At 67.8% G+C, this 25,284-nt stretch carries 23 protein-coding genes and 1 rRNA gene; 14 read left to right on the top strand and 10 right to left on the bottom strand.

The features are described from left to right. Positions 1 to 69: 69 nt before the first annotated feature. Positions 70 to 1,200, top strand: coding sequence for a patatin-like phospholipase family protein (locus tag GPA22_RS19390; protein WP_169257704.1), 1,131 nt, complete (start codon positions 70 to 72; stop codon positions 1,198 to 1,200). Between the two features lie 177 nt (positions 1,201 to 1,377). Continuing rightward, positions 1,378 to 2,451: a D-alanyl-D-alanine endopeptidase gene (gene pbpG / locus GPA22_RS19385; protein ID WP_169257703.1), complete on the top strand. Its 1,074-nt coding sequence runs from the start codon at positions 1,378 to 1,380 to the stop codon at positions 2,449 to 2,451. A gap of 41 nt (positions 2,452 to 2,492) precedes the next feature. Here the strand turns inward: pbpG and GPA22_RS19380 are convergent, their stop codons facing one another. Then, positions 2,493 to 3,224, bottom strand: a complete 732-nt coding sequence (locus tag GPA22_RS19380; protein ID WP_211169235.1) for an IclR family transcriptional regulator — start codon at positions 3,222 to 3,224, stop codon at positions 2,493 to 2,495. A 277-nt stretch (positions 3,225 to 3,501) separates the two neighbouring features. Between GPA22_RS19380 and GPA22_RS19375 the strand changes: the two genes are divergently transcribed. Then, positions 3,502 to 4,710, top strand: coding sequence for a pseudouridine synthase (locus GPA22_RS19375; RefSeq protein ID WP_211169233.1), 1,209 nt, complete (start codon positions 3,502 to 3,504; stop codon positions 4,708 to 4,710). On the opposite strand, the gene GPA22_RS19370 is transcribed toward GPA22_RS19375, so the two are convergent. The 6 genes from GPA22_RS19370 to GPA22_RS19345 form a co-directional block, all read right to left on the bottom strand. Then, positions 4,654 to 4,953, bottom strand: coding sequence for a hypothetical protein (locus GPA22_RS19370; protein WP_169257701.1), 300 nt, complete (start codon positions 4,951 to 4,953; stop codon positions 4,654 to 4,656). The two genes, GPA22_RS19375 and GPA22_RS19370, sit on opposite strands and share 57 nt — an antisense overlap. A 134-nt stretch (positions 4,954 to 5,087) precedes the next feature. Next, on the bottom strand, positions 5,088 to 6,287 hold the full coding sequence (locus tag GPA22_RS19365) for an ABC transporter permease (RefSeq protein ID WP_169257700.1): 1,200 nt from the start codon (positions 6,285 to 6,287) through the stop codon (positions 5,088 to 5,090). Continuing rightward, the gene (locus tag GPA22_RS19360; RefSeq protein WP_169257699.1) at positions 6,284 to 7,492 is read right to left on the bottom strand and encodes an ABC transporter permease; all 1,209 of its coding nucleotides are present in this window, start codon (positions 7,490 to 7,492) and stop codon (positions 6,284 to 6,286) included. Before GPA22_RS19360 ends, GPA22_RS19365 begins: the two co-directional genes overlap by 4 nt. Next, the gene (locus tag GPA22_RS19355) at positions 7,489 to 8,184 is read right to left on the bottom strand and encodes an ABC transporter ATP-binding protein (RefSeq protein ID WP_169257698.1); all 696 of its coding nucleotides are present in this window, start codon (positions 8,182 to 8,184) and stop codon (positions 7,489 to 7,491) included. Before GPA22_RS19355 ends, GPA22_RS19360 begins: the two co-directional genes overlap by 4 nt. Positions 8,185 to 8,192: 8 nt before the next feature. Next, positions 8,193 to 9,356, bottom strand: coding sequence for an efflux RND transporter periplasmic adaptor subunit (locus GPA22_RS19350; protein ID WP_169257697.1), 1,164 nt, complete (start codon positions 9,354 to 9,356; stop codon positions 8,193 to 8,195). Positions 9,357 to 9,443: 87 nt separating this feature from the next. Further along, positions 9,444 to 11,180 (bottom strand): glutamine--tRNA ligase/YqeY domain fusion protein, encoded by a 1,737-nt coding sequence (locus GPA22_RS19345; RefSeq protein ID WP_169257696.1) that lies wholly within the window; start codon positions 11,178 to 11,180, stop codon positions 9,444 to 9,446. A gap of 217 nt (positions 11,181 to 11,397) precedes the next feature. Between GPA22_RS19345 and crcB the strand changes: the two genes are divergently transcribed. Then, a complete protein-coding gene (gene crcB, locus GPA22_RS19340) occupies positions 11,398 to 11,796 on the top strand; it encodes a fluoride efflux transporter CrcB (RefSeq protein WP_343036103.1) in 399 nt (132 codons plus the stop codon). Between the two features lie 19 nt (positions 11,797 to 11,815). Here crcB and GPA22_RS19335 read toward each other — a convergent pair whose 3' ends face one another. Continuing rightward, positions 11,816 to 13,093 (bottom strand): TIGR03862 family flavoprotein, encoded by a 1,278-nt coding sequence (locus tag GPA22_RS19335; protein ID WP_169257695.1) that lies wholly within the window; start codon positions 13,091 to 13,093, stop codon positions 11,816 to 11,818. Then, positions 13,090 to 13,584, bottom strand: coding sequence for a DNA-deoxyinosine glycosylase (locus tag GPA22_RS19330; RefSeq protein ID WP_169257694.1), 495 nt, complete (start codon positions 13,582 to 13,584; stop codon positions 13,090 to 13,092). The genes GPA22_RS19335 and GPA22_RS19330 overlap by 4 nt, the downstream gene beginning before the upstream one ends. A 132-nt stretch (positions 13,585 to 13,716) precedes the next feature. On the opposite strand from GPA22_RS19330, the gene GPA22_RS19325 reads away from it, so the two are divergent. Continuing rightward, positions 13,717 to 14,313, top strand: coding sequence for a Yip1 family protein (locus GPA22_RS19325; RefSeq protein ID WP_169257693.1), 597 nt, complete (start codon positions 13,717 to 13,719; stop codon positions 14,311 to 14,313). Between the two features lie 38 nt (positions 14,314 to 14,351). Here the strand turns inward: GPA22_RS19325 and GPA22_RS19320 are convergent, their stop codons facing one another. Beyond that, positions 14,352 to 15,290, bottom strand: a complete 939-nt coding sequence (locus tag GPA22_RS19320; RefSeq protein ID WP_169257692.1) for a LysR family transcriptional regulator — start codon at positions 15,288 to 15,290, stop codon at positions 14,352 to 14,354. A gap of 334 nt (positions 15,291 to 15,624) precedes the next feature. Here GPA22_RS19320 and GPA22_RS19315 point away from each other — a divergent pair, with 334 nt between their 5' ends. The 9 genes from GPA22_RS19315 to GPA22_RS19275 form a co-directional block, all read left to right on the top strand. After that, on the top strand, positions 15,625 to 16,638 hold the full coding sequence (locus tag GPA22_RS19315; protein WP_343036102.1) for a hypothetical protein: 1,014 nt from the start codon (positions 15,625 to 15,627) through the stop codon (positions 16,636 to 16,638). Beyond that, the gene (locus GPA22_RS19310) at positions 16,635 to 17,246 is read left to right on the top strand and encodes an N-acetyltransferase (protein WP_169257691.1); all 612 of its coding nucleotides are present in this window, start codon (positions 16,635 to 16,637) and stop codon (positions 17,244 to 17,246) included. The genes GPA22_RS19315 and GPA22_RS19310 overlap by 4 nt, the downstream gene beginning before the upstream one ends. A 167-nt stretch (positions 17,247 to 17,413) precedes the next feature. Then, positions 17,414 to 21,499: an ATP-dependent RNA helicase HrpA gene (gene hrpA, locus GPA22_RS19305; protein ID WP_169257690.1), complete on the top strand. Its 4,086-nt coding sequence runs from the start codon at positions 17,414 to 17,416 to the stop codon at positions 21,497 to 21,499. Positions 21,500 to 21,863: 364 nt separating this feature from the next. Further along, complete coding sequence (gene rpsF, locus GPA22_RS19300; RefSeq protein WP_169257689.1) at positions 21,864 to 22,247, top strand: 30S ribosomal protein S6; 384 nt, start codon at positions 21,864 to 21,866, stop codon at positions 22,245 to 22,247. 1 nt (position 22,248) lies between these two features. Continuing rightward, on the top strand, positions 22,249 to 22,602 hold the full coding sequence (priB, locus tag GPA22_RS19295; RefSeq protein ID WP_169257688.1) for a primosomal replication protein N: 354 nt from the start codon (positions 22,249 to 22,251) through the stop codon (positions 22,600 to 22,602). Further along, the gene (gene rpsR, locus GPA22_RS19290; protein WP_015434307.1) at positions 22,565 to 22,837 is read left to right on the top strand and encodes a 30S ribosomal protein S18; all 273 of its coding nucleotides are present in this window, start codon (positions 22,565 to 22,567) and stop codon (positions 22,835 to 22,837) included. Before priB ends, rpsR begins: the two co-directional genes overlap by 38 nt. Before the next feature lie 16 nt (positions 22,838 to 22,853). Further along, positions 22,854 to 23,303, top strand: a complete 450-nt coding sequence (gene rplI / locus GPA22_RS19285; RefSeq protein ID WP_169257687.1) for a 50S ribosomal protein L9 — start codon at positions 22,854 to 22,856, stop codon at positions 23,301 to 23,303. 113 nt (positions 23,304 to 23,416) lie between these two features. Continuing rightward, positions 23,417 to 24,823 carry a replicative DNA helicase gene (gene dnaB, locus GPA22_RS19280; RefSeq protein ID WP_169257686.1) on the top strand — a complete coding sequence of 469 codons (1,407 nt, stop codon included), beginning with the start codon at positions 23,417 to 23,419 and terminating at the stop codon, positions 24,821 to 24,823. Between the two features lie 344 nt (positions 24,824 to 25,167). Then, positions 25,168 to 25,284, top strand: a 16S ribosomal RNA gene (locus GPA22_RS19275); the annotation flags it as partial.

Raw genomic sequence — 25,284 nt, 5'->3', positions numbered from 1 at the left:
GCCTTCCACGGCCCGGCACCTGCGTGGCATCATCTTTCCGGGACTTGTCCGCAAGCGACCGGAGGCGCGATGTCCGATGGCAAGGCTGCGCTGGTACTGACGGGAGGCGGCGCGCGTGCGGCCTACCAGGTCGGCGTGCTGTCGGCGATCCGCGAGATCCGCGGACGTCGTCCGGGCAATCCTTTTCCCATCCTGTGCGGCACCTCCGCGGGCGGCATCAATGCGGCCGCGCTCGCGGTGTATGCCAGCGACTTCAACGTCGGCGTGCGCATGCTCGCGCGCATCTGGCGGCAGTTCCACGTCAATCAGGTCTATCGGGCCGATGCGGCGGCACTGCTCGCGACCGGCGCGCGCTGGGCCTCGGCGCTGACGCTGGGCTGGGCGGTGCGCCAGACGCCGCGCTCGCTGCTCGACAACGCCCCGCTGCGCAGTCTGATCAGCGACGTGCTGGACCTCTCGGGCATCCCCCGCGCCATCGAGCAGGGTCACCTGCACGCCGTGAGCGTCGCCGCGTCGGGCTATTCCTCGGGCGAGAGCCTCACCTTCTTCGATGCCGTGCCCGAAGTCGAGCCGTGGCGGCGCATGCAGCGGCTGGGCGTGCGCACCTCGATCTGCATCGATCACCTGCTCGCGACCAGCGCGATTCCCTTCGTCTTTCCGGCGGTGCGCATCAATCGCGAATGGTTCGGCGACGGCTCGATGCGCCAACTCGCGCCGATCAGCCCCGCGATCCATCTCGGCGCCGATCGCATCCTCGTGATCGGTTCGGGGCGGCTGGCGGAGGAGGGGCGCCAGCGCAGCGAAGGCTATCCCTCGCTCGCGCAGATCGCCGGCCATACCTTGTCGAGCATTTTCCTCGACAGCCTGTCGGTGGATCTCGAGCGGCTGCATCGCATCAACATCACGGCCGGCGCGATGAGCCCGGAACAACGCGCCGCGGCGGGGATCTACCTGCGGCCGATCGAAACGCTGGTGATCTCGCCGTCGCAGCGGCTCGACGCGATCGCGGGACGGCACCGCGACACCCTGCCGCTCGCGCTGCGTACCGTGCTGCGCGGCATCGGCGCGATGCGGCGCGAGGGCTCGACGCTGCTGTCCTACGTGCTGTTCGAGCCGCCTTTCACGCAGGCGCTGATGGAGCTCGGCTACAAGGACACGATGGGTCGGCGCGACGAAGTTGCGGCCTTCCTGCGAGTGTAACGGTCCCCATGCGCGTGCCGGGGTCATCTAAAATATTAAATGTGGGCACGGTGTGACACGATGTAAGAAATTTCTCGCAAAGAACATCAAAAAGACTTGATATCTTCTTAATTTGTATAAGAATGGTACTTAGTCTGGCGTCCCCCTTTTTTTGTTTCTTTTGTTTCAGGCCACAAGATGAGATTCCGTAATCTGGCGATCGCGATGATCAGTCTCGCGATGATGCAGGCGGGTTGGAGCCTCCCCGCTTCGGCCGCCACGGGGGCGGCTGCGTCCGGTTCCGGAGGGGCCGCGACGAAGACGGTCAAGAAATCCGCCAGGCGCACGGTCAGCGCGCCGGCGAAACAGACGGTGAAGAAGCGCGTGAGCCGCAAGGCCGTTGCGCGACAGGAAGCCCGTCGGGTGAAGGTGTCGCTGCGCCGCGATGCCGCCGCCGCGGTCGACAGCACGCCGCTGCAGCTCGACGCCGCCGGCCTGCCGCACCTGCGTTCGGCCGCCTTCCTCGTCATGAACCAGAACACCGGCCACGTGATCCTCGAGAGGAAGAGCGATTCGGTGCTGCCCATCGCCTCGATCACCAAGCTGATGACGGCGATGGTCGTGCTCGACGCGGGCCAGAGCCTCGCCGAGGAGATCACGATCTCCGAGGGCGACATCGATACGCTGAAGGGCACGGGTTCCCGGCTGTCGCTGGGTACCCGCCTGTCGCGCGAAGACATGCTGCATCTCGCGCTGATGTCGTCCGAGAACCGTGCCGCGTCCGCGCTCGCGCGCCACTACCCGGGCGGCGAGGCCGCCTTCGTCGCGGCGATGAACGTCAAGGCGCGCTTGATCGGCCTGACCGACACGCACTTCAGCGATCCGACTGGCCTCACGCCGGAAAACGTCGCGAGCCCGCACGATCTCGCGCGCATGGTGTCGGCGGCGTCGACCTATCCGCTGATCCGCGAGTTCTCCACCACGTCCGAGCGTTATGTGCAGATCGGCTCGCGCGTGCACCGCTTCGGCAACACCAATTCGCTGGTGCGCAGCCCGGAATGGGAGATCGGCGTGCAGAAGACCGGCTACATCCGCGAAGCGGGGCGCTGCCTGGTGATGCAGGCGTGGCTGATGAACCAGCCCGTGATCTTCGTGCTGATGGATTCGGACGGGCGTTATTCGCGCACCGCGGACGCCGTGCGCATCAAGAAATGGCTCGAAGCTGCCGGCCCGCAGCGTGTGGCGAAGACTGCCGGCAAGGAAAACATCTAGGGTTTGTCGAAGCCCCCGCCCCGGCCGTGCCGGGGCGAGCTTCAGCGGGCGGTGCGCCTGACGTAGCCCAGGGCGCGGGAAATCTCGTCGGCCGCCTCGCGTACGAGGGGCGCGCGGTCGGGGTTGAAGCGTTCGGAAGGCGTCGATACCGACAGGCCGGCGATGAGTTCGCCGCTGTCGTCACGCACGCCCGCGGCGATGCAGCGCACGCCGATTTCCACTTCTTCCAGGTCGAAGGCCACGCCGTGGCGGCGGACCTTGTCGAGTTCCTTTTCCAGCGTTCCGATTTCGGTGAGCGAGGCCGGCGTCGAGCCGGGCAGTCCGGTGCGTCGGGCATACTCGCGCACGCGCTCCGTTCCGTCCTCGACGAGGAAGAGCTTGCCGGTGGCCGTCGTGTGCAGGGGCGCGCGGGCGCCGACGATGTGCACGACGCGCACGGCCGAGCGGCCGCTGGAGGTGCGTTCGACATAGACAATCTCGTCACCGGCGCGGATACCGAGGTTGACGCTCTCGCCGGTGGCGGCATGCAGCTTGAGCATCGCCGGCATCGCGGTTTCGCGCAGCGAGATGCGCGACTTCACCAGGCTGCCGAGTTCCAGTAGGCGGATGCCCAGGCGGTAGGTGCCCCCCTCGCCACGCTCGACGAAGCCGCTTTGCGCCATCGCGCTGAGAATGCGGTGCGCCGTGGAGGGGTGCAGTCCGGTCTCCAGCGCGATCTGCTTGAGCGCGGCCGGATCGGGGTGCTGAGCCAGCACGTCGAGCAGTTTCATCATGCGCTCGACGACCTGGATCGGATTCTTGGTTTCGGTGGGGGTGTTGGTGCTCACGCGGCCGCCATGGGAATTGCAATTGCGCGCATTCTAGCCGGGCGGGGTGATTTCGCCTAGTGAAATGCCGCCGCGCGTGCCGCAATACCCGCGCTCCCGCCGCTGGAAGCCGGCGCGGGCAGCCGATATACTGAAATACGTTGCGCCCGGCGATGCCGGGCATTGTTTTTTGAAGGGTTCGTCCGTGCGGTGCGCGGGCGCGCCCGTGACCCGGATTGCGACCATGAAGCGCTCGAAGGAAGCCGGCACGCCCGGAGATGTCCCCCCGCAGGAAGACGCCGCTGCGCCGCGTCGCACGCTGGGAGTGAGGCGGGATGGCGAGGCTCCGGCCTCCGAGGAGCCGCGCCGGCCCGGCGTGCGTGCGCGCTTCCAGCCCGGCTATGCGAAGACGATCGCGGCGACGCGAGCGCAGGCGGGCGAGGGGCAGGGAAAGGCGCGTGGGGGCAAGGCCGGGCCTCAGGAATCGGAGCGTGCGGGTGAGACCGGGCACGGCCGCAAGCCGGAGCGTCCGAAGGCGGCGGGCGTGGCCGGCGCCGAGCGCCGTCCGCGCAAGGATGGCGCCCAGCCGCGCACGACCCCGGGAAGTGAGCGCCCTGTGCGCAAGCCGTCCGCGCCTTCCGACCGCGCCCCCGTCGCCCGGCGGGAGGAGCGCCCCGCGGCCGCACGGCCCGTTGCCCGCGCCGAGGCAGCAGCGACGGCCGCTTCGGAAGGCGTGCGCCTGTCGAAGGTGATGGCCGAACGCGGTCTGTGCTCGCGCCGCGAGGCAGATGAATTCATCGAACGCGGCTGGGTGTTCGTGGAGGGCCAGTGTGTGTCGGAACTCGGCACGCGCATCGACCCGAACGCCGAGATCACGCTCGCGTCGCAGGCGCGCCGACGCCAGTCCGAACGCGTGACGATCCTGCTGCACAAGCCGGTCGGCTACGTCTCCGGCCAGCCGGAGCCGGGCTATGAGCCGGCCGTGTCGCTGATCGGCGCGGCGAACCAGTTCGACCGCGACACCGCGCAGCCTTTCGACTTCTCGCACCTCAAGGGCCTCGCCCCGGCAGGACGCCTCGACATCGATTCGACCGGCCTGCTGGTGCTGACGCAGGATGGCCGCATCGCGCGCCAGTTGATCGGCGACGACTCGGAGGTGGACAAGGAGTACCTCGTGCGCGTCGAAGGCGAACTCGACGAGCGCGGCCTCGCGCTGCTCAACCACGGCCTCGAACTCGACGGCCGCAAGCTGCGGCGCGCCAAGGTCGAGTGGATCAACGCGGACCAGCTGCGCTTCGTGCTGCGCGAAGGCCGCAAGCGTCAGATCCGGCGCATGTGCGAACTGGTCGGCCTGAAGGTGGTCGGCCTCAAGCGCATCCGGATCGGGCGCGTGCGGCTAGGCGACCTTCCGCTCGGGCAGTGGCGCTTTCTCCGCGAAGACGAGCGGTTTTGACACCTGCGCACGCGGCTTCAGCGGCGTTGGCTTGGCCGCGGCGCTGCGACGCCGTTGCGGTGTCCGTTTGGCCGGCAGCCTGGCCGGATCGCTGACGCCCGACTGCTCGGTGAACCAGCCCTTCAGCGGGCAGTCGCGATCCACGCAGCCGTGCTCGCGCGCGCACTCCGTCTGGGTTTCGTCCAGCAGCACCATTTCCCGAACCGCTTCGCAGCGGCCGATCGGCGAATCGAGGAAGGTCATGGCGTACTCCTTCGATGCGGTTATGCACAGGGATCCAATTCTCGTATCCCTAATCTAGTCAGCATTTTCCGGGGCCGCTCGTGCGAATCGCGCAGTCTTGATCTGGCGCAAGAATTCCCGCGCTGCACCAATGGTTATTCGGCGCGCAGTGCTTCGACCGCGTCGAGGCGGGCCGCGCGGATTGCGGGCAGCACGCCGGCGACGAGGCCGATCGCCACCGCGATCGCTTCGGCAGCGGCCACGAAATGCCAGGGCGTGTGCACGGGCAAGGCGGGGACCAGCAGGCCGACGAATTGCGCGATGCCGCTCCCGACCAGCAGCCCGAAGACACCGCCGATCGCCGCGAGCGCGACGGCTTCGGCAAGAAAGAGCCGCAGGATCGTCGCCCGCCGTGCGCCGAGCGCGACCAGCAGGCCGATCTCGTTGGTGCGCTCGGTGACGGCGATGGTCATGATCGTGACGATGCCGACCGCGCCGACCAGCAGCGAGATGCCGCCGAGCGCGCCGACGGCCGCGGTGAGGATGCCCAGGATGTTCGACAGGCGCGCGAGCATGTCTTCCTGCGTCGTCAGCGTGACGTCGTCCTGGCCGTGGCGCGCGACCAGCACCTTGCGGAGGCCGGGGGCGACGCGCGACGCGGGCACGGCTTCCTCGTAGGTGACGTTGATCTCCATCAGCCCTTCGCGGTTGTACAGCGACAGCGCGCGCGAGGTCGGGATGTAGGCGGTGTCGTCGAGGTCGACGCCGAGGAACTGGCCCTTTTCCTCCATCACGCCGATCACGCGATAGCGCTCGCCGCCGATGCGCAGGCGTTCGCCCAGCGCGTTGGCGTTGCCGAAGAGTTCGTGCTTGAGCTTGGCGCCGAGCACGACGAAGGCGCGCGCGCCGTTCGGGTCGTCGGGCGGCAGGAAGCGCCCGACGCGCACGTGCATCGAGAAGATGCGATGCATCTCGGGGCCGACGCCATACACGCTGGTGCGGCGCACTCGGCCCGCGCCCTCGACGTCCGAGTTGCCCCACACGATGGGCGTCACGCCGGTGACGTGGGGCACGCGTTCGAGCGCGAGCGCGTCGTCGAGGGTGAGCTGGCGCGCGGTGCTCGGGAGCCCCGGCGGTCCGCCGCGCGCCCCCTGCCGGCCGGGCGTGACTTCGATGATGTTGGTGCCGAACTGCGTGAACTCGTTGAGCACGAAGCGGTGCAGGCCCTCGCCGATGGAGGTCAGCAGGATCACCGCGGCGATGCCGACGCCGATGCCCAGCAGCGTGAGGAAGCTGCGCAGCCGGTGGGCGAGGAGCGAGCGCAGCGCGAGCTGGAGGAAGTCGCGCAGGTTCATCGCCGGGACAGGGCCTGCACGGGGTCGAGGCGGGCGGCGCGACGTGCGGGCATCACGCCGAACAGGATGCCGGTCGTGAGCGCCGTGCCGATGCCGGCGAACACGGCCCAGTCGGGCGGCCACGCGGGCAGCACGGGGAAGGCGAGGCGCAGCCCCCAGGCGCCGAGGTGGCCGAGCGCGAACCCGGTGATCGCGCCCGCGAGCGACAGCAGCGCGGCCTCGGTGAGGAAGGCGAGGCGGATGTTGCGGCCGGTCGCGCCGAGCGCCTTGAGCAGGCCGATCTCGGCGGTGCGCTGCGTGACCGCGACCAGCATCACGTTCATCACGAGGATGCCGGCGACCGCGAGGCTGATCGCCGCGATGCCCGCGACCGCCAGCGTCAGCGCGCCGAGGATGCGGTCGAAGGTGCCGAGCACGGCGTCCTGCGTGATGAGCGTGACGTCGAGCTCGCCGTCGCGGCGCAGGCGCATGATGTCCTCGAGCTGCTGCTTCGCCGGTGCGATCGCGTCGCGGCTGCGCGCCTCGACGATGATGCGGAAGAGGTTGTTGGTGTTGAACATCGCCTGCGCCGTGGCGACGGGCACGAACACCAGCTCGTCGGTGTTCATGCCCAGCCCCTGGCCGGTCTTGCCGAGCACGCCGATCACGCGCAGGCGCCGGTCGCCGACGCGCACGATGCGCCCGATGGCCGGCTCGCTGCCGAAGATCTCGTCGCGGATCTTCGTGCCGAGCACGGCCACCGCCGTGGCGCGGCCCAGATCCTCGCGCGGCAGGAAGTTGCCTTCGGCCATGCGGAAGGCGCGGATGTCGACGTAGTCGCCGCTGGTGCCGACGACCATCGCCTCGCGCAGGCGCCCGCCCCAGGCGATCTCGGAGTTGCCCACCGACAGCGGCGCCATGCGCGTGACCAGCGGCGCGCGCAGCAGCGCCTGGGCGTCGCGCACGGTGAGGTCGCGCGGGGTGCTGGTGACGAGGTTGCCCAGCCCGAAACCGCCTGTCGCGGTGCGCCCCGGGAGCACGATCACGAGGTTGCTGCCGAGTGCCGAGAACTCGTTGACGACGTAGCGCCGCGCGCCGTCGCCGAGGGCCGTGAGCACGACCACCGCCGCCACGCCGATCGACATCGCCAGCACCATCAGCGCGGTGCGCAGCGGGTAGCCCGAGGCGGCGCGGGTGGCGAAGCGGAGCGTGTCGGCCGGTGTCATGGCACGGGGGCGGGCTCGCGCACGTCGTGCAGCAGGCGGCCGTCTTCCATCATCAGGCGCCGGCGCGCACGTCCGCCCATGACGGGGTCGTGGGTGACGACGATCAGGGTCACGCCGGCGGCGTTGAGGTCCTCGAGCAGGTGGGTGACGTCCTGCCCGGTCGAGCGGTCGAGGTTGCCGGTCGGCTCGTCGGCGAGGATCACCGCCGGGCGCATGATCGTCGCGCGCGCGATCGCGACGCGCTGGCGCTGACCGCCGGAAAGTTCGTCGGGGCGGTGGTGCGCGCGCGTTTCCAGGCCGAAGTCCTTCAGCGCCTGCGCAACGCGCGCATGGCGTTCGGCGGGCGGGATGCCGGCGAGCATCAGCGGCAGCGCGACGTTCTCGGCGGCCGTGAGGCGCGGCACGAGGTGGAAGCTCTGGAACACGAAGCCGATGCGGGTGCGCCGCACCTCGGCCTGTTCGTCGGGCGAGAGCGTCGTCACGTCGCGCCCTTCGAGGCGGTAGGTGCCGGCATTGGGGCGGTCGAGCAGACCGAGGAGATTCAGCAGCGTCGACTTGCCCGAGCCCGACGGGCCCATCACGGCGACATATTCCCCGCTGTCGATCGACACGCTCAATTCGTGCAGCGCATGGACTTCGCTGTCGCCGAGCGTGAAGACGCGCTCGATGCCGGTGAGTTCGATCTGCGCCATCGCCGCCCTCAGCGCGAGGCCCCGGCCCCGTCTTCCGGCCGCACCCGCGCGCGGGCCTTCACGCCCTCGCGTTCGAGCGAGGCGACGATGCGATCGCCTTCCGCGAGGCCGTCGACCACCTCGGTGAACTCCCAGTTCGCGACGCCGGTCTTGATCACGCGCTCCTCCAGCCGCCCGGTGTCGGCGCGATAGACGAGCACGTGATTGCCTTCGCGCAGCGTCGAGGTCGGCACGCGCAGCGTGTTCTCGCGCACGGCCAGCACGATCTCGGCGTCGGCGCTGTAGCCGACGAGGAGGCCCCTGGCCTCCTCGGGCCGGGCGAAATCGATGTCGACTTCCACCGTGCGCGCCTGCTTCTCGACCGCCGTGATGTAGGGGGCAATGCGTTTCACCCGCGCCTCGAAGATCTTGCCGGGCAGCGCATCGAGCGTGACGCGCGTGGGCTGGCCGGGGTGGATCTTCGGCGCGTCGATCTCGTCCATCGGCGCCTTCACGTACAGGCAGCTGTCGTCGATGAGGTCGATCGCGGGCGGTGTCGGCACGCCGGGGGGCGAGGGGGTCGAGAATTCGCCCAGTTCACCGGTGATCTTCGCGACGGTGCCGGCGAAGGGGGCGACCAGGACCGTGCGCTGGCGGTCCGTCGAGGTGGCGCTGATCTGCGCCTCGGCCGTGCGCGTGTCGGCGCGCGCGGTGTCACAGGCGGCGCGGCGCGCGCGCGCTTCCGTGCGGGCCTGCTCGACGCGCGAGGTCGACACGAACTTGCGCTCGAACAACTCCTCCTGCCGCAGCGCTTCGCGCTCGGCGTTCTCGGCCTGCGAACAGGCTTCCAGCACGCGCTTGCGCGCGGTCTCGAGCTGCGCGCGATTCACCGCGAGGCGCGCCTCCTGGTCCTCGTTCCACAGGCGCAGCAGCACCTGCCCGGCCTGCACGCGGTCGCCTTCCTTGACGCCGAGGTAGTCGATGCGCCCGCCGATGATCGTCGACAGCTTGGTGCGCTGGCAGGCTTCGATCTCGCCCGCGCGCGTGTTCGACAGCGTCGCCTCGACGGTGCCGCGCGCGACCTCGACGAGCCGGACCGGGATGGGCTTCGGCCGCGTGAACCACCAGATCGTTCCGCCGGCCAGGGCGAGGACGACGAGGACGATCAGGCTGCGTCGGACGAAAGGTTTCATGAGGCTCCTGCGCGGTTTCCAAACGGCATGTCGGGATCGATGATCCGCCGTTCGCACGGCGCGTGCAACCGCGCAGGAGGGCGTTCTTCAGCCCTTGGCCTTCGCCCACGAGTCCTTGAGCGTCACGGTGCGATTGAACACCGGTGCGCCCGGCTGCGAGTCGACGCGGTCGGCGACGAAGTAGCCATGGCGCTCGAACTGGAAGCGCTCCTCGGGTGCCGCGTTGCGCAGCGCCGGTTCGAGCACCGCGCGGAGCGTGCGCTTGGAGTCGTAGTTGAGGTCGTCGAGGAAGCTGCGCTCGAAGCCTTCCGGGTCGCCTTCACGGCGGTTGCCGGGGTAGGCGTGGGCGAAAAGGCGGTCGTAGAGACGCACTTCGGCTTCGTAGCCGTGCGCCGCCGACACCCAGTGGAGATTGCCCTTGACCTTGACGCTGTCGGCACCCGGCGTGCCCGACTTGGTGTCCGGCAGGTACTCGCACAGCACCGCCGTCACGTTGCCGTCGGCGTCCTTCTCGCAGCCCGTGCATTTCACGACGTAGCCGTAGCGCAGCCGCGCCATGTTGCCGGGATAGAGGCGGTGGAAACCCTTGACCGGCGTCTCCATGAAGTCCTCGCGCTCGATCCACAGCTCGCGCGAGAAAGGCATCGTGCGCTTGCCGAGCTCGGGTTTCAGCGGATGGTTCGGCGCCTCGCACTGCTCGCTCTGCCCTTCGGGGTAGTTCGTGATCACGAGCTTCAACGGGTCGAGCACCGCGACGCGACGCTCGGCGGCCTCGTTGAGGTCCTCGCGCATGCATTCCTCGAGCACGCTGAAGTCGATCCAGGTGTCCGACTTGGTCACGCCGATGCGTTCCGCAAAGAGGCGGAAGCCCCCTGCCGTGAAGCCGCGGCGGCGTGCGCCCATCAGCGTCGGCAGGCGCGGGTCGTCCCAGCCGGCGACATGGCCTTCCTCGACGAGCTGGATCAGCTTGCGTTTCGACAGCACGACGTAGGTCAGGTTGAGGCGCGCAAATTCGATCTGTTGCGGCAACGGGCGCGGGAAGAAGCCGCCGCTGGCGAGCGCGTCGAGCAGCCAGTCGTAGAAGGGGCGCTGGTCCTCGAACTCCAGCGTGCAGATGGAGTGCGTGATGCCTTCGATCGCGTCCTCGATCGGGTGCGCGAAGGTGTACATCGGGTAGATGCACCACGCGTCGCCCGCGCGGTGATGGTGGGCCTTGCGGATGCGGTAGATCGCCGGGTCGCGCAGGTTGATGTTGGGCGAGGCCATGTCGATCTTCGCGCGCAGTACGTGCTGGCCGTCGGCGAACTCCCCGGCGCGCATGCGGCGGAAGAGGTCGAGGTTCTCCTCGACGCTGCGGCTGCGGTAGGGGCTCTCGCGCCCCGCTTCCGTCAGGGTGCCGCGGTAGGCGCGCATCTCCTCGGCGGACAGCGACTCGACGTAGGCCTTGCCCGCGACGATCAGGTATTCCGCGCACGCGTACATCCTGTCGAAGTAGTCGGACGCGAAATACTGGTGCTTGCCCCAGTCGAAGCCGAGCCAGCTCACCGCCTCGAGGATGGAGTCGACGTACTCCTGCTCCTCCTTCTCCGGGTTGGTGTCGTCGAAGCGCAGGTGGCACACGCCGGCGTAACTCTGCGCGAGGCCGAAGTTCAGGCAGATCGACTTGGCGTGGCCGTAGTGCAGGTAGCCGTTCGGCTCGGGCGGGAAACGGGTCTCGACCCGTCCGCCCCATTTGCCGCTCCGGATATCCTCGTCGATGATGTTGCGGATGAAGTTGCTCGCGGGCGCGGCAGCGGCGGCACCGGATTTCGGAGTGTCGGACACGGGGAAGAGCCTCGATTCAAAGGGCAAGATTGCATGAACGCGCAATTTTAGCGCGTCGGCGCGGCAATTGAGCCCTAAGGGCCGCGGCGGACGCGCCGCTCGGCTAGAATCCCACCCGACTGCCAACTCGCGGACGCTCCATGCATTTCCGTTTTAACCCTTGCGGCCCCGGCCGGCCTGACATTCCGCGTGCCGCCGTGCCCGCGCAGGAGGCGCAGTGAGCGCCCCGCTTGCCCCGCTGCCGGCCTTCGCGGCGATCGGTTTCGGTGCCGCGGTCGGCGCGTGGCTGCGCTGGGGCCTCGGCCTGCTGCTCAACCCGCTGTTCCTGACGATCCCGCTCGGCACGCTGGCCGCTAACCTGCTGGGCGGCCTGATGATGGGCGGGGCGCTGGCATGGATCCATGCCGTGCCGGAGATGTCGCCGGCCTTGCGCCTGCTGCTCACGACCGGCTTCCTCGGTGGCCTCACGACCTTCTCGACCTTCTCCGCCGAAGGCCTGCACCTCGTGCAGCGTGGCGAATGGGCGTGGCTCGCGCTGCATACCGCACTGCACGTTGCAGGCTCGCTGCTGATGGCCTGGGCGGGCTATGCGGCGTTCAACGCCTGGCGCGGTTGAGCGGATTCCTCAGTGGACATCATTTCGGGCCATCGAGCCAGGCGGCCGCACCCACTCCCGCTGCACGCCCGGTCGCGAAGCAGGCCGTGAGCAGGTAGCCGCCGGTCGGCGCTTCCCAGTCGAGCATTTCGCCGCAGCAGAAGAGGCCGGGCAGTGCGCGCACCATCAGGCGCTCGTCGAGATCCTCGAAGCGCACCCCGCCGGCCGTGCTGATCGCCTCGTCGAGCGGACGCGGTGCGGCGAGGCGGACGGGCAGGGCCTTGATGGCGGCGGCGAGCCGCGCCGGATCGGCGAACGTCTCTTTCGTCGTGCATTCGCGCAGCAGGCCGGCCTTCACGCCCTCGATGCCGGCCTTGCTCTGCAGGTGGCTCGCCATCGAGCGCGCGCCGCGCGGACGCGACAGATCCTCGCTGAGCCGTTCGAGGCTGCGGCCGGGGGCGAGGTCGAGGTGCAGCGTGGCCGCGCCCGTCGCCGCAATCGCGTCGCGCAACGGGGCCGACAGCGCGTAGATCAGGCCGCCCTCGATGCCGCTCGCGGAGATCATGCACTCGCCGGCGCGCATGGACGTTTTGCCGTGGGCGTCGGTGAAGCGCGCGGCGACCGATTTCACCGGCTGGCCGACGAAGCGGCCGCGGAAGTGCTCGCTCCATCCCGGCGTGGCGTTGCCGGCGAGCTGGCCGACGTCGAACCCGCAGTTGGCGGGCAGCAAGGGCGCGACCGCGACGCCGCGACCGGTGAGCCACGGCAACCATGCCCCGTCCGAGCCCAGTTTCGCCCAGCTCGCACCGCCCAGCGCGAGGATCACGGCGTCGGCCGTGATCAGCTGCTCGCCTTCGGGCGTCGCGAAGCGCAGCCCCTCGGTCGGTGGCCGGCCGCTGTCCTGCCAGCCGAGCCAGCGGTGCCGCACATGCAGACGCACGCCCGCCGCGCGCAGGCGATGCAGCCACGCGCGCAGCAGCGGGGCTGCTTTCATCTCCGTGGGGAAGACGCGGCCGGAGCTGCCGACGAAGGTCTCGATGCCGAGTGCATGCGCCCACGCGCGCAATTCCGCGGCGCCGAAGTGCGCGAGCATCGGCGCGAGGGCGCTTTCCCGTTCGCGGTAGCGCGAGAGGAAGGCTGCGCTCGGTTCGGAATGCGTCAGGTTGAGCCCGCCGATGCCGGCGAGCAGGAACTTGCGCCCCGGCGAGGGCATGGCGTCATATACGTCGACGCTCACCCCGCGGTCCGCGAGCATTTCTGCAGCCATCAGGCCGGCGGGTCCGCCGCCGATCACCGCGACCTTCGCGCTGCGCGTCATCGCACGATCTCCCGCCAGGTCGCGAGTTTATCGGCGAGCGAATACGACGCGTTTGCCGGGCTGGTCGAAGGCAGCCGCTGCCACGCGATGTGCGCCGCGAGCCGCGGCGCGACGTGCCGCTTGAACAGCGTCGCCGCCGTCGTGCCGTTGAGGAACACGCGCGCGATGCCCGCATGGGCGGCGAAGAAGGCGTCGAAATCGTTCACTTCCATCGACTCCGGCTCGATGTCCGAGTCCAGGCTGCCCTTGCGCCGGCACGCGCTGAGCACGTCCCACAGCGCGTAGCCGCGCTCGGCGAGCAGCCGCGCACGCTCCGCGTAGGGCAGCGTCGGGTCGATGTCGAGCACTTCGCACACGATGCGCCAGAAGCCGTTGCGCGGATGGGCGTAGTACTGGCCGGCCGCGAGCGAAGCCGCCCCCGGCATGCTGCCGAGGATCAGGGTATGCGCGTGCGGCAGGGCGATCGGCGGAAAACCTTCGAGTCGGGACATCGGAACGGGCGGCGACAGGTGACGGCACGCACGGTAGCGGTCCGCGGCGGCGCGGGCAAGCCCGGTGGCAGGGATCGTTTCCGCGGGTAACCGGTCGAACGGGTGTCTCAATGAGGGGACAAGGAGGTCGTCATGGACACGCACAACTTACCCAAGATGCTGTATTCGTATTCGGAAGGCTGGCAGGACCTGATCCAGGTGCATCCGACCGTCGCGAAGATCTTCACGATGTACGTGATGCCGATGTCGCTGATCCCGCCGGCAATGTTCCTGTACTCGATGTTCGCCACGCCGGGCGCGGTATTCCCGGAATTGGTGCCGGCGATCCATATCGGCGAGGCGCTGGCCGCGGCAGTCGCGTTCTACCTCGCGGAGCTGGCGATGGTTGCGCTGATGGCGTCGATCATCCAGCAGATGGGCGACGTCGTGGACGCCAAGCCGCCGTACTCCGAATCCTTCATCCTCGCGGCGGTCGCACCGACGCCCTTGTGGCTCTCCGCACTGGCGCTGTTCATCCCGTCGGCGTGGGCGGCCGGAATCATCGGTGCGATTGCGTGGGTCGCCTCGGCGGCGCTGATTTATCACGGCGTCTACCCGCTCTTCAAGCTCGAGGACCGGAGCAAGTCGCGCCTGATGGGCTCTTTCGTGCTGACCGCCGGCGTCATCGCCTGGGGCGCGCTGCTGGTCGTGTTGGCGCTCGCGATGAGCATGATCATCGGTCTGCGCTGAGCGCGGCCGGTTGAGACCCTTCCCCGTGATGGGAAGGGTCAATCCTTCCGGTCGCCGTGCCGGAAGTCGTTATCCCGATCCCAGTAGGGATCGGCGCCGATCTGCGCGACCAGGAAATCGATGAATGTGCGCACCTTGGACGGCAGGTGGCGCGTCGGCAGATACATCGCATAGACATGGCGCTCCACCGGAATGTATTCCGACAGCACCGCCTGCAGGCGCCCGGCCTGGAGGTCCTTGCCGATGATGAAGGTGGGCAGGAGGCCCAGCCCGAGGTCGCCGAGTACCGCCTGTGACAGCGCCTCGTCGTCATCGACGTGCAGCGGGCCGGTGACGGGTACCGAAATCTCTCCCTGGGGGCCGTTGAAGCGCCACTGTCCCTGCTCGCCCGAATGCGTGTAGTCGAGGCAGTTGTGCCGCACCAGATCCGCGGGCGTCAGCGGGATGCCGCGCTGCCGGAAGTATTCGGGCGTCGCACATAGCTTGCGCCGCACCGGCGCGAGCTTGCGTGCGACGAGCTGGGGCGGTGGCTCGCCGGTGACCCGTATCGCCATGTCGAAGCCTTCCTCTGCGAGATCGACCAGCCGGTCGGTGATCGTCAGCTCCATCTTCAACTCGGGATGCGCCGTCAGGAAGCTGGCCAGTGCCGGGGCGACATGCAGGGTGCCGAAGGCCACCGACGCGCTCACGCGCAGGACGCCGCGCGGCTCGGCATTCAGGCTCTCCGCCATGCGTTCGATCTGCACGACTTCCTCGAGCAGGCGGTCGCAGTGCGCGGCCACCGCCTTGCCGATTTCGGTCAGGCTGAGGTGGCGGGTCGTGCGATGGATCAGTCGCGCGCCGAGCGATCTTTCGAGCTTGGCGACGGCCTTGCTGATCACCGATCGCGACACTTCCATGCGTCGTGCGGCTTCGGAAAAGCTGCCCGCTTCGACGACGCGGGCATAGACCACCAGCAGGTTCAGATCGGTCTTCATCTTCTCCGTTCCGGGTAGGGCGAGGTGGCTATTGTAGCCCCAGTGGCAACAACATGATTCCCGGAGCGTTTCTTATCCTGTCGGTTTGCAATTGATAACATGGGCAACAGTGCAAAAGCGCATGGTGCAGGGGGTGTCAGGGTGTCGTGAATTGTTGCCGTGTCGGATCCTATTCCGCCAGGCAGGCACTTCTCGACGTCGCTCCGGGTTCGATGGGAGGTTCGCCACATGCATGCCGATCTCGACAAGCGGGAGTCCTTCGAACATGACGCATTCGGGCGAGTGACCACCGTATGCGCGTGGCGCGGCTGGTGTCCGGCGAATGCGCCTCCCCATGTCGCCGTCGTTCCCGCGGGTGCCGCCGCGATGCCGGGAGCCGCCCGCGAGCCTGTCCTGGCGACAGCCGGGCCGGTCCGGCTCGCGCCGGCTCCGCGCGCCAATGCGACGACCTGCAGTCTTGTTTACCGTACCGATCATGGATCTCACCAAAAACTTCGTTAAGGCAAAACGCCCGTGCACCAACGGGTTCCGCTGGTTCCTTCGTCATTACGAGAACGGCGGCAACTACCAGGAACTGCTGGACGCGCTCGTCAAGGCGGGGCGGGTCGATGATGCGTGCTGGCTGTTGTCGCAGTTCGGCCCGACCGACGCCGTCCTCGAGATCGACGCCCTCGACGCCGATGCGGTGGTGTTTGCAGGAACGATCGCAGTGCGCGGCAGCGTGGACGTGGACACGGTCCTGCGGGCGGGGCGTGCCGTGCATGTCGGTGGCAGCGTGCGGGCCGGCCGGACGATCGTCGCGGGCGAGGAGATCGTCGCCGGCGCCCAGATCCGTTCCGACGGCACGCTTCAGGCAGGCGGTGACATCAAGGCGGGCTGGGGCATCGAGGCGCACGGCGACGTCACCGGCGGCGGGGACATCCGTGCGGCGTGGGACCTGTTGAGCGAAGGCGCCGTGACCTTGTCCGGCAACGCCTTCGCCGGACAGGACCTGGCGGCGCAGGGCTCGATCCAGTGCGGCAAGAGCCTGCACGCGGGCGGCAACATCGACGGCGCCGATTGCGTGCGCGCCGATAACGGCATCCTCGCGGGCGGGACGATCCGCTGCGCCGCGCATCTCGAAGCGGGCTGGGGCATCCGGGCCGGGCAGGGGATCATCGCGGAAGGCGCCATCCGGGTCGGGGAAAGCCTGCAGGCGGGCGAAGAGATTCTCGCCGGCCCCGGATACGGGATTTACGCGGGCCTGAATGTCAGGGTCGACGTCTGGGAAACCAGCGCCAGGGTATGCGCCATCCAGAAACCGGACGGCCTGATGAGCGGTTGGTGGAGCGGGGCGGGTCCGGGATGAGCGCCGCCGCCTTGGGCCTTCCGTGCTGGCGCGCGAGGCCGCTGGAACTGCGGATCGACGTCCAGCAGAGCCCGGAAGCGCTCGATATCGAACTCGATACGCTGTATCGCCGCCTGAATTCACCCGGTGACGCGCTGCACGGCCTGCCGGCCACGGAGTCGGGCGCGCCCGGCCTCGTGTTCCGTTGCCGCGAAGCCGACGGGGAGTTCTACGTCTTCGTCGAAGACGTCATCGAACGGCGGCTGGCCGGATATACGGTGTTCAACCGCCTCGTCGAGCTCAACCGTCGGGCCGAAAAACACGTGCGCGCCCCGCATTCCAAATATGCGCCCGCCTACCAGCGGCGAGGCATCGCCACGGCGGTGTATGAGTCGGCGCTGCAGTCGGGCCTGTGCCTGATCAGCGGCGCCCGCCAATCGGCCGCCGCGCATGCACTGTGGCACGCCCTGGCGCAGCGGCACGAACTGGGCTACGTCGACATCGGTGACAAATCCCTGCGCTATCTCGGGCGCCGCGTGAACGGTGCAATCCTCGACGCCCTGCACATCCGCATGGTGCTGCTGGGCCGCGGCTGGACCGTCGAGAGCCTGTGCGGCGGCGCGGCCTGAAGCCGGGTCGGCCGCCATTCCCGGCCGCCGACCCTTGCGTGCGGCCTGTCGTCGTTCTGGCATAATCGCCCGTGTTCTCGCACGGCGCGTGACGCCGTGGGGATTCCGCCCGTTCAACCGCCCCGCCCGCGTCACCCGATGCTGGCGCCTTCCGACGACCACAGAGATTGACTGCAAGCGACTCTCGCCACGCCGACGCGCGCCGGCGCGATGACGATTTTTCCGATTGCCTCTCCGCCGACCGCCCGCGCCTGCGGCGTCTCGTGCGCGATCTGCGTCGCCAGCAGGGCGCCCGCCGCGAACGCCTCCAGGCCGATTTCGACGCGCTGCACGAGCGCTCCCGTGCGACGCTCGCCGAACGCCGGGCGCGCCTGCCGAAACCGGACTTCCCTGCCGAACTGCCTGTCACGCAAAAGCGCGACGAGATCGCCGAAGCGATCGCCGCCCACCAGGTCGTCATCGTCTGCGGCGAAACCGGCTCGGGCAAGACCACCCAGCTCCCGAAGATCTGCCTCGCGCTGGGCCGCGGCGCCGCCGGCCTCATCGGCCACACCCAGCCGCGGCGGCTTGCCGCCCGCGCGACCGCGACCCGCATCGCGCAGGAACTGAAGAGCGAACTCGGCCAGGCCGTCGGCTACAAGATCCGCTTCACCGACCGCCTGAGCGAATCGAGCTGCATCAAGCTGATGACCGACGGCATCCTGCTCGCCGAAACGCAGGGCGACCCCTCGCTCGCCGCCTACGACACGCTGATCATCGACGAGGCGCACGAGCGCAGCCTCAACATCGACTTCCTGCTCGGCTACCTCAGGACGCTGCTGCCGCGCCGGCCCGACCTCAAAGTCATCGTCACCTCCGCGACGCTCGACGCCGACCGCTTCGCCCGTCACTTCGCCGGCGCCGACGGCAAACCCGCCCCGGTGATCGAAGTCTCCGGCCGCCTCTACCCGATCGAACTGCGCTACCGCCCGGTCGAAAGCGACGACGCGCCCACGCAGGAGTCCCGCCGCCCCGGCGCCGACCGCCGCAAGGACCGCGACCTCTACGACGCCCTCGTGGACGCTGTCGACGAAGCCCACCGCAGCGGCCCCGGCGACACCCTGGTCTTCCTCCCCGGCGAGCGCGAAATCCGCGAAGCCGCCGAAGCACTGCGCAAGGCCCACCACGCCTCCGGCACCGAGATCCTGCCGCTCTACGCGCGCCAGTCCGCGCAGGAGCAGGCGAGGGTGTTCGCCCCCGGCCGCGGCCGCCGCGTCGTCCTCGCGACCAACGTCGCCGAAACCTCGCTCACCGTGCCGGGCATCCGCTATGTCGTCGACACCGGCCTCGCGCGCGTCAAACGCTACTCGCACCGCAACAAGGTCGAGCAACTGCAAGTCGAGAAGGTCGCCCAATCGGCGGCGAAACAACGCGCCGGCCGTTGCGGCCGCGTCATGGACGGCATCTGCTTCCGCCTCTACGACGAGGACGACCTCGGCAAACGCCCCGCGCACACCGACCCCGAGATCCTGCGCTCCTCGCTCGCCGGCGTGATCCTGCGCATGAAATCGCTGCGCCTCGGCGCCGTCGAGGACTTCCCCTTCATCGACGCGCCGCTGCCGCGCATGATCGCCGACGGCTACCAGCTCCTCACCGAGCTCGGTGCCGTCACAGACGACGATGCGCGCGAACTCACCCCGACCGGCGTCGAGCTCGCGAAGCTCCCGCTCGACCCCAAGATCGGCCGCATGATCCTCGCCGCGCGCGACCGCGCCTGCCTCGCCGAAGTGCTCGTCATCGCCGCCGCGCTCTCCACGCAGGACCCGCGCGAACGCAACCCCGAAAGCCCCGGTGCCGCCGACCAGGCGCACGCCAAATTCCGCGGCGGCGAACAGGACCAGCGCTCCGAATTCCTGTGGTACTGGAACCTCTGGAAAGCCTGGAGCGAAGTCCTGCGCCACGGAACCGGCAGCAAGCAGAAGGCGTGGGCCAAGCAGCACCACCTCTCCTATATGCGCCTGCGCGAATGGCGCGACGTGCACACCCAGCTCCACACCCTGTGCACCGAACACGGCTGGAAGGAAAACCAGCAACCCGCGCACTACGATGCGATCCACAAGGCGCTGCTGGCGGGTCTCCTCGGCCATGTCGGCTGCAAGATCGAAGATGCCAGCGGCCCGCAGGCCGGCAGCTACCTCGGCGCCCGCGGCATCAAGTTCTGGCCACACCCCGGCTCCGCCATCGCGAAGAAGGCCGGCAAATGGATCGTCAGCGCCGAACTCGTCGACACCTCGCGCCTTTTCGGCCGCTGCCTCGCCAAGATCGAACCCGAATGGCTCGAAGAAGTCGGCGCCCACCTCCTCAAGCGCCAGGTCTTCGAACCGCATTGGTCCAAGGCCTCCGGCGCCGTGCGTGCCTGGGAACGCGGCACGCTGCACGGCCTCGTCCTCTACCCGAAGCGCGGCATCGGCTACCGCGACACCGACCCGAAACTCTGCCGTGAACTCCTCATCCGCGAAGGTCTCGTGCAAGGCGAAATCGCCGAAGGCCCTGCACGCGGCATGCCCTTCCTGCAGCACAACCGCCGCCTCGTCGCCGAAATCGAGCGCCTCGAACACAAATCGCGCCGCCCCGACGTCCTCGTCGACGAAGAACTGATCCACGCCTTCTACGACGCCAAGCTCCCCGCCGACATCGTCGACCTCGCGAGCTTCGAAGCCTGGCGCAAACAAGCCGAAAAGGCCGAACCCAAGCTGCTGCATCTGAGCCGCGACCAGCTCATGCGTCACGAAGCGGAAGGCATCACGACGGACCGCTTCCCCGCGAACTTCGAAGTCCTCGGCCAGAAGCTCAAGCTCACCTACCTGCACCAGCCCGGCGAAGCCGACGACGGCGTCACGCTCACCGTCCCGCTCGCGATGCTCAACCAGATCCCCGCGAACCGCTGCGAATGGCTCGTGCCCGGCCTGCTGGAAGAAAAAGTCGCGGCCTTGCTGCGCACCGTCCCGCAAAAGCACCGGCACCGCCTGCAACCGATCGGCGAGAGCGCCGCGGCCTTCATGCAGCACTTCGACGCCGGCGAATGGGATACCGATGAACCCCTCCTGCGCGCGCTGCAGCGCTTCGTCGAGGACCGCGTCTCGCTCAAGCTCCCGATGGAATCTTTCCGCGCGGAGAACCTCAATCCGCACTGCTTCATGAACTTCCGCGTGATCGACGAGCACGGCCGCGTGCTCGGCCAGTCGCGCAATCTCGCCGAACTGCGCACGAGGCTGCGCGACCAGGTCGCCGAACGTTTCAGGGGCGCGCGGATCACGATGCCCGAAACCGCTGCCGCGAAAGCCGCACCGCCGCCTCCGCACTCCGGGGCGCCGAAAGGGCAGGGCGCACCCACAAAGACGGCCAGCGAACCGCCAGCCCAACTCTCGGGCTTCACCGCCTGGACCTTCGGCGTGCTCCCCGAGCTTCTCGAAGTCAAAGTCTCCGGTCGCGAAGTCATCGGCTTCCCCGCGCTCCACGACGACGGTGACAGCGTCTCGCTACGCCCCTACGACACCCCCGAAGAAGCCGCCAAGGTCCACCGCAAGGGCCTCACGCGTCTCTTCGCCCTGACGCTGAAAGACCAGGTCCGCGCCATCGAACGCCTCCCCGGCCTGCGCGACCTCGCGCTCGCCTTCATCCCCTTCGGTACCGAAGCCGAACTCAAGGCCCAGCTCGTCGCCGCAACCCTTGAACGCACCTGCCTGCTCGAGCCCCTGCCGACTGACGCCGCGAGCTTCGAACAGCGCTGCATCGAAGCGAAATCGCGTATCACCCTCGTCGCGCAAGAGTTCATGCGCCTTGCGACCTCCTTGATCGCCGAGCACGCCGCCCTGCAAAAGCGCCTCACCGGCATGAAAGGCTTCCCTGAAGTCGCTACCGACATCCAGGCCCAGGTTCGCGAACTGATGCCCAAGGACTTCCTCGTCGCCTACCCCTGGGAGCGCCTCGCCCACTTCCCGCGCTATCTCAAGGCCGCCGGCGTCCGCCTCGACAAACTGCGCAACAACCCCGCGCGCGACGCCCAACTCCTCGCCGACTGGCGCGGTCTCGCCCAACCCTTCGAGCGGGAGCGCCTCGCCAAGCGCAAGGCTGGCGTCGACGACCCCGCGCTGGACGAATTCCGCTGGCTCCTCGAAGAACTCCGCGTCGGCCTGTTCGCGCAGGAACTGAAGACCCCCATGCCGATGTCGGTCAAGCGCCTGCAAAAAATCTGGGACGCCCGTCCGCGATAAACGACTCCTCGAGATCGCACGCGCGCAAGGGTGTTCGGGCGGGGCAGGCCGGGGCTGTCGAGAGCGCCGGGGCGGCGTACGCTGCGGGGGAAACAAGGCGCTGCATGTTTGAGCCCGAAGGGCGAGTTTGCAGCGACTCCCCCGCAGCGTGCGGCGTCCCGGGAAGCCGAAGGCCGCGAACGTCTGCCCCGGCCTGCCCCGCCCGGGCGCCCGGATCAGCAGCACGGCAGCCCGAGCGCCGACCAATGCCCGCCGCTAAACAACGAGCTTTGATCCGTCAAGTTTTTCCTGCTATCCTTCCCGGCTTTCCCTTGCTCCACCGGTTCGCATGCCGGGGAGCTGTCATCAACCGCAAGGAGTTTCCATGCGACATTACGAAGTTGTATTCATCGTCCACCCGGACCAGTCCGAACAGGTCCCGGCGATGATCGAGCGCTACAAGTCGCTCGTCACCGCCCGCAATGGCCAGATCCATCGCCTCGAAGACTGGGGCCGCCGCCAGATGGCCTACCCCATCCAGAAAGTGCACAAGGCCCACTACGTCCTCATGAACATCGAGTGCGACGGCGAAGCTCTCGGTGAACTCGAGCACGCCTTCAAGTTCAACGACGCCGTCCTGCGTCACCTCGTCGTCAAGATGAAGCGCGCCGTGACCACCCCGTCGCCGATGATGAAGGAAGAAAAGTCCCGCTCGCTGACCGCCGCCCCCGCCGCGGAAGAAGCGAAGACCGAGACCGAATCCGCCTGAGGTGGCCGACTCGGGGATCAACCAGCTGCACCTCGACGCCCGGATCGCTGAACTCCAGCCCCTGCGTCGAACCCCGGCAGGAGTGCCGATCGCCGCATGCGGCCTCGCGCACGAATCGAAACAGATCGAAGCGGGGCTGCCCCGCGACGTTTCGGTCGAACTGCAGGCGGTTGCAGTCGGTGATCTGGCCGGTGTGCTGGCCAGTGCATCCCCCGGCATGAGGATAAGGGTCGCCGGATTTCTCGCCGCGAAGAGTCTTCGCAGCCGGAACCCGGTACTGCACCTGAGCAAGATCGAATTTCTGGAAGGAAACGAAAATGGCTTTCAACAAGAAGTTTGCAAAGAAAAAGGATGACCGCGGCAACCGCGGCCTGTTCAAGCGTCGCAAGTTCTGCCGCTTCACCGCGGAGAAGATCGAGGAAGTCGACTACAAGGACGTCGACATCCTGAAGGACTTCGTCACCGAAAACAGCAAGATCATGCCGGCCCGCATCACCGGCACCAAGGCCGGCTACCAGCGTCAGCTGTCGACCGCGATCAAGCGCGCGCGCTTCCTCGCTCTGCTGCCCTACACCGATCTGCACAAGTAATCAGGAGAGATCGGACATGCAAATCATTCTGCTCGAAAAAGTCGCCAATCTCGGTACCCTCGGCGACGTCGTCAAGGTCAAGGACGGCTACGCCCGCAACTTCCTGATCCCGCAAGGCAAGGCCAAGCGTGCGACCCAGTCCAACATGGCCGAGTTCGAAGCCAAGCGCGCCGAACTCGAAAAGGCCCAGGCCGAGAAGCTCGCCGAAGCCCAGGCTGTCGCCACGAAGCTCGAAGGCCTGATGCTCCAGATCGCCCGCAAGGCCGGTATGGACGGCCGCCTGTTCGGCTCGGTCACCAACATCGACATCGCCGAAGCGCTGGAAGGTCAGGGCTTCAAGGTCGAGCGTAGCGCGATCCGCATGCCGGAAGGCCCGATCAAGGCCATCGGCGACGTGCAGATCGACGTCGCCCTGCACCACGACGTCGTCGTCCCGGTCACCGTTTCCGTGCTCGGCGAACAGTAATTCGCCCGCGATAACGCGACCCAAAGGGGCTGCCTCGGCAGCCCCTTTTCTTTTTCAGCGCCCCTGCCGCTTCGGTAGAATTCCGCACTCGCCTTCCACGAAGACTGCCCCCGATGGCCACTCAAAAGCGCCGCTTCGAGAACTCCGGTGATCCCGCGATCTCGGCAATCAAGCTCCCGCCGCACTCGCTCGAAGCCGAGCAATCCCTGATCGGCGGCATCCTGCTCGACAACCAGGCCTGGGAACGCGTCGCCGACCTCGCCAGCGAAGCCGATTTCTATCGCGACGACCATCGGCGCATCTTCCGGCACATCAGCAAGCTGCTCGACCTCGGCAAGCCCGCCGACGTCGTCACCGTGTTCGAGTCGCTGGAAAAGAACGGCGAATCCGAGCAGGCAGGCGGCCTCGCCTACCTCGCCGAGATCGCCAACAGCACGCCGTCGGCGGCCAACATCCGCCGCTACGCGGAAATCGTGCGCGAGCGCGCCATCCTGCGCAAGCTCGTCACCGTCGGCGACGAGATCGCCGCGTCCGCCCTCAGCGCCACCGGCCGCGACGCCAAGATGCTGCTCGACGAAGCCGAAGCCAAGGTGTTCGAGATCGCCGAGTCGACCGCGCGCACCACCACCGGCTTCGTATCGATCCAGCCCATCCTCAAGCAGGTCGTCGACCGCGTGCAGGAACTCTACGACCGTGACAGCCCGTCCGAGGTGACCGGTGTCCCGACCGGCCTTGTCGACCTCGATGACAAGACCTCCGGCCTGCAGCCCTCCGACATGATCATCGTCGCCGGCCGTCCCGCGATGGGCAAGACGACGTTCGCGCTCAACATCGCCGAACACGTCGCCGTCGACTGCAAGCTGCCCGTCGCGATCTTCTCGATGGAGATGCCCGGCACCCAGCTCGCGACGCGCTTCATCTCCTCGGTCGGGCGCATCGACCAGGGCAAGATCCGCACGGGCCGCCTCGGCGACGAGGATTGGCAGCGGCTCACGATGGCAATGGGCAAGCTCTACGACGCCCCGCTCTTCATCGACGAGACGCCCGGCCTCAATCCCATCGACCTGCGCGCCCGCGCCCGCCGCCTCGCGCGCCAGTGCGGCAAGCTCGGCCTCATCGTCATCGACTACCTGCAGCTCATGGTCGGCAGCAAGGACAGCGACAACCGCGCCTCCGAGCTCTCCGAGATCTCCCGCTCGATCAAGTCGCTCGCAAAGGAGTTGCACGTTCCGATCGTTGCGTTGTCTCAGCTGAACCGGAGTCTCGAACAGCGTCCGAACAAGCGTCCGGTGATGTCTGACCTGCGCGAATCCGGCGCCATCGAACAGGACGCGGACATCATCATGTTCATCTACCGCGACGAGGTCTATAACCCCGACTCGCCGGACAAGGGCACGGCCGAACTGATTATCGGCAAGCACCGTAACGGCCCGACCGGCACCGTGCGCATGACCTTCGTCGGCGAATGCACGCGTTTCGAGAATTACGCCGGCGGGGCGGGTTTTTATCAGAGCGAATGATTTTCGGTTTTTGTTTCCGAAAGTGCTTGACGGGGTTTTCGAGGTCTATATAATTCGCGCCTCTTCAGCGCTGCGGCGGATTTGGCGGCGGCGGTGGGGGGCGGAAAGAGGTGGGTAGCGCGGCGGCGGATTTAAAAAAGTTTGCTGCGGTGCTTGACGAAACGAAGTGAGTTTGTCAGAATCTCTTTCTCGCTGCTGACGCAGCGGTTCTTTAAAAAATTGGACAACCGATAAGTGTGGGTGCTTGGTTGGCGCGGCTGAAACTGCTTCGGCGGTTTAATGTTGCAAAGATTGAGTGCTCATATGTAAGTCAGTAATGATTTCTTTGAGTGCTTTGTTGGATTGAACTTAAGAGTTTGATCCTGGCTCAGATTGAACGCTGGCGGCATGCTTTACACATGCAAGTCGAACGGCAGCGGGGGCTTCGGCCTGCCGGCGAGTGGCGAACGGGTGAGTAATGC

The organism is Aromatoleum toluvorans, from assembly GCF_012910905.1.
GTDB lineage: Bacteria > Pseudomonadota > Gammaproteobacteria > Burkholderiales > Rhodocyclaceae > Aromatoleum > Aromatoleum toluvorans.
The sequence above is the reverse complement of the archived record's forward strand: the minus strand, read 5'-3'. Positions and strand labels throughout refer to the sequence as shown.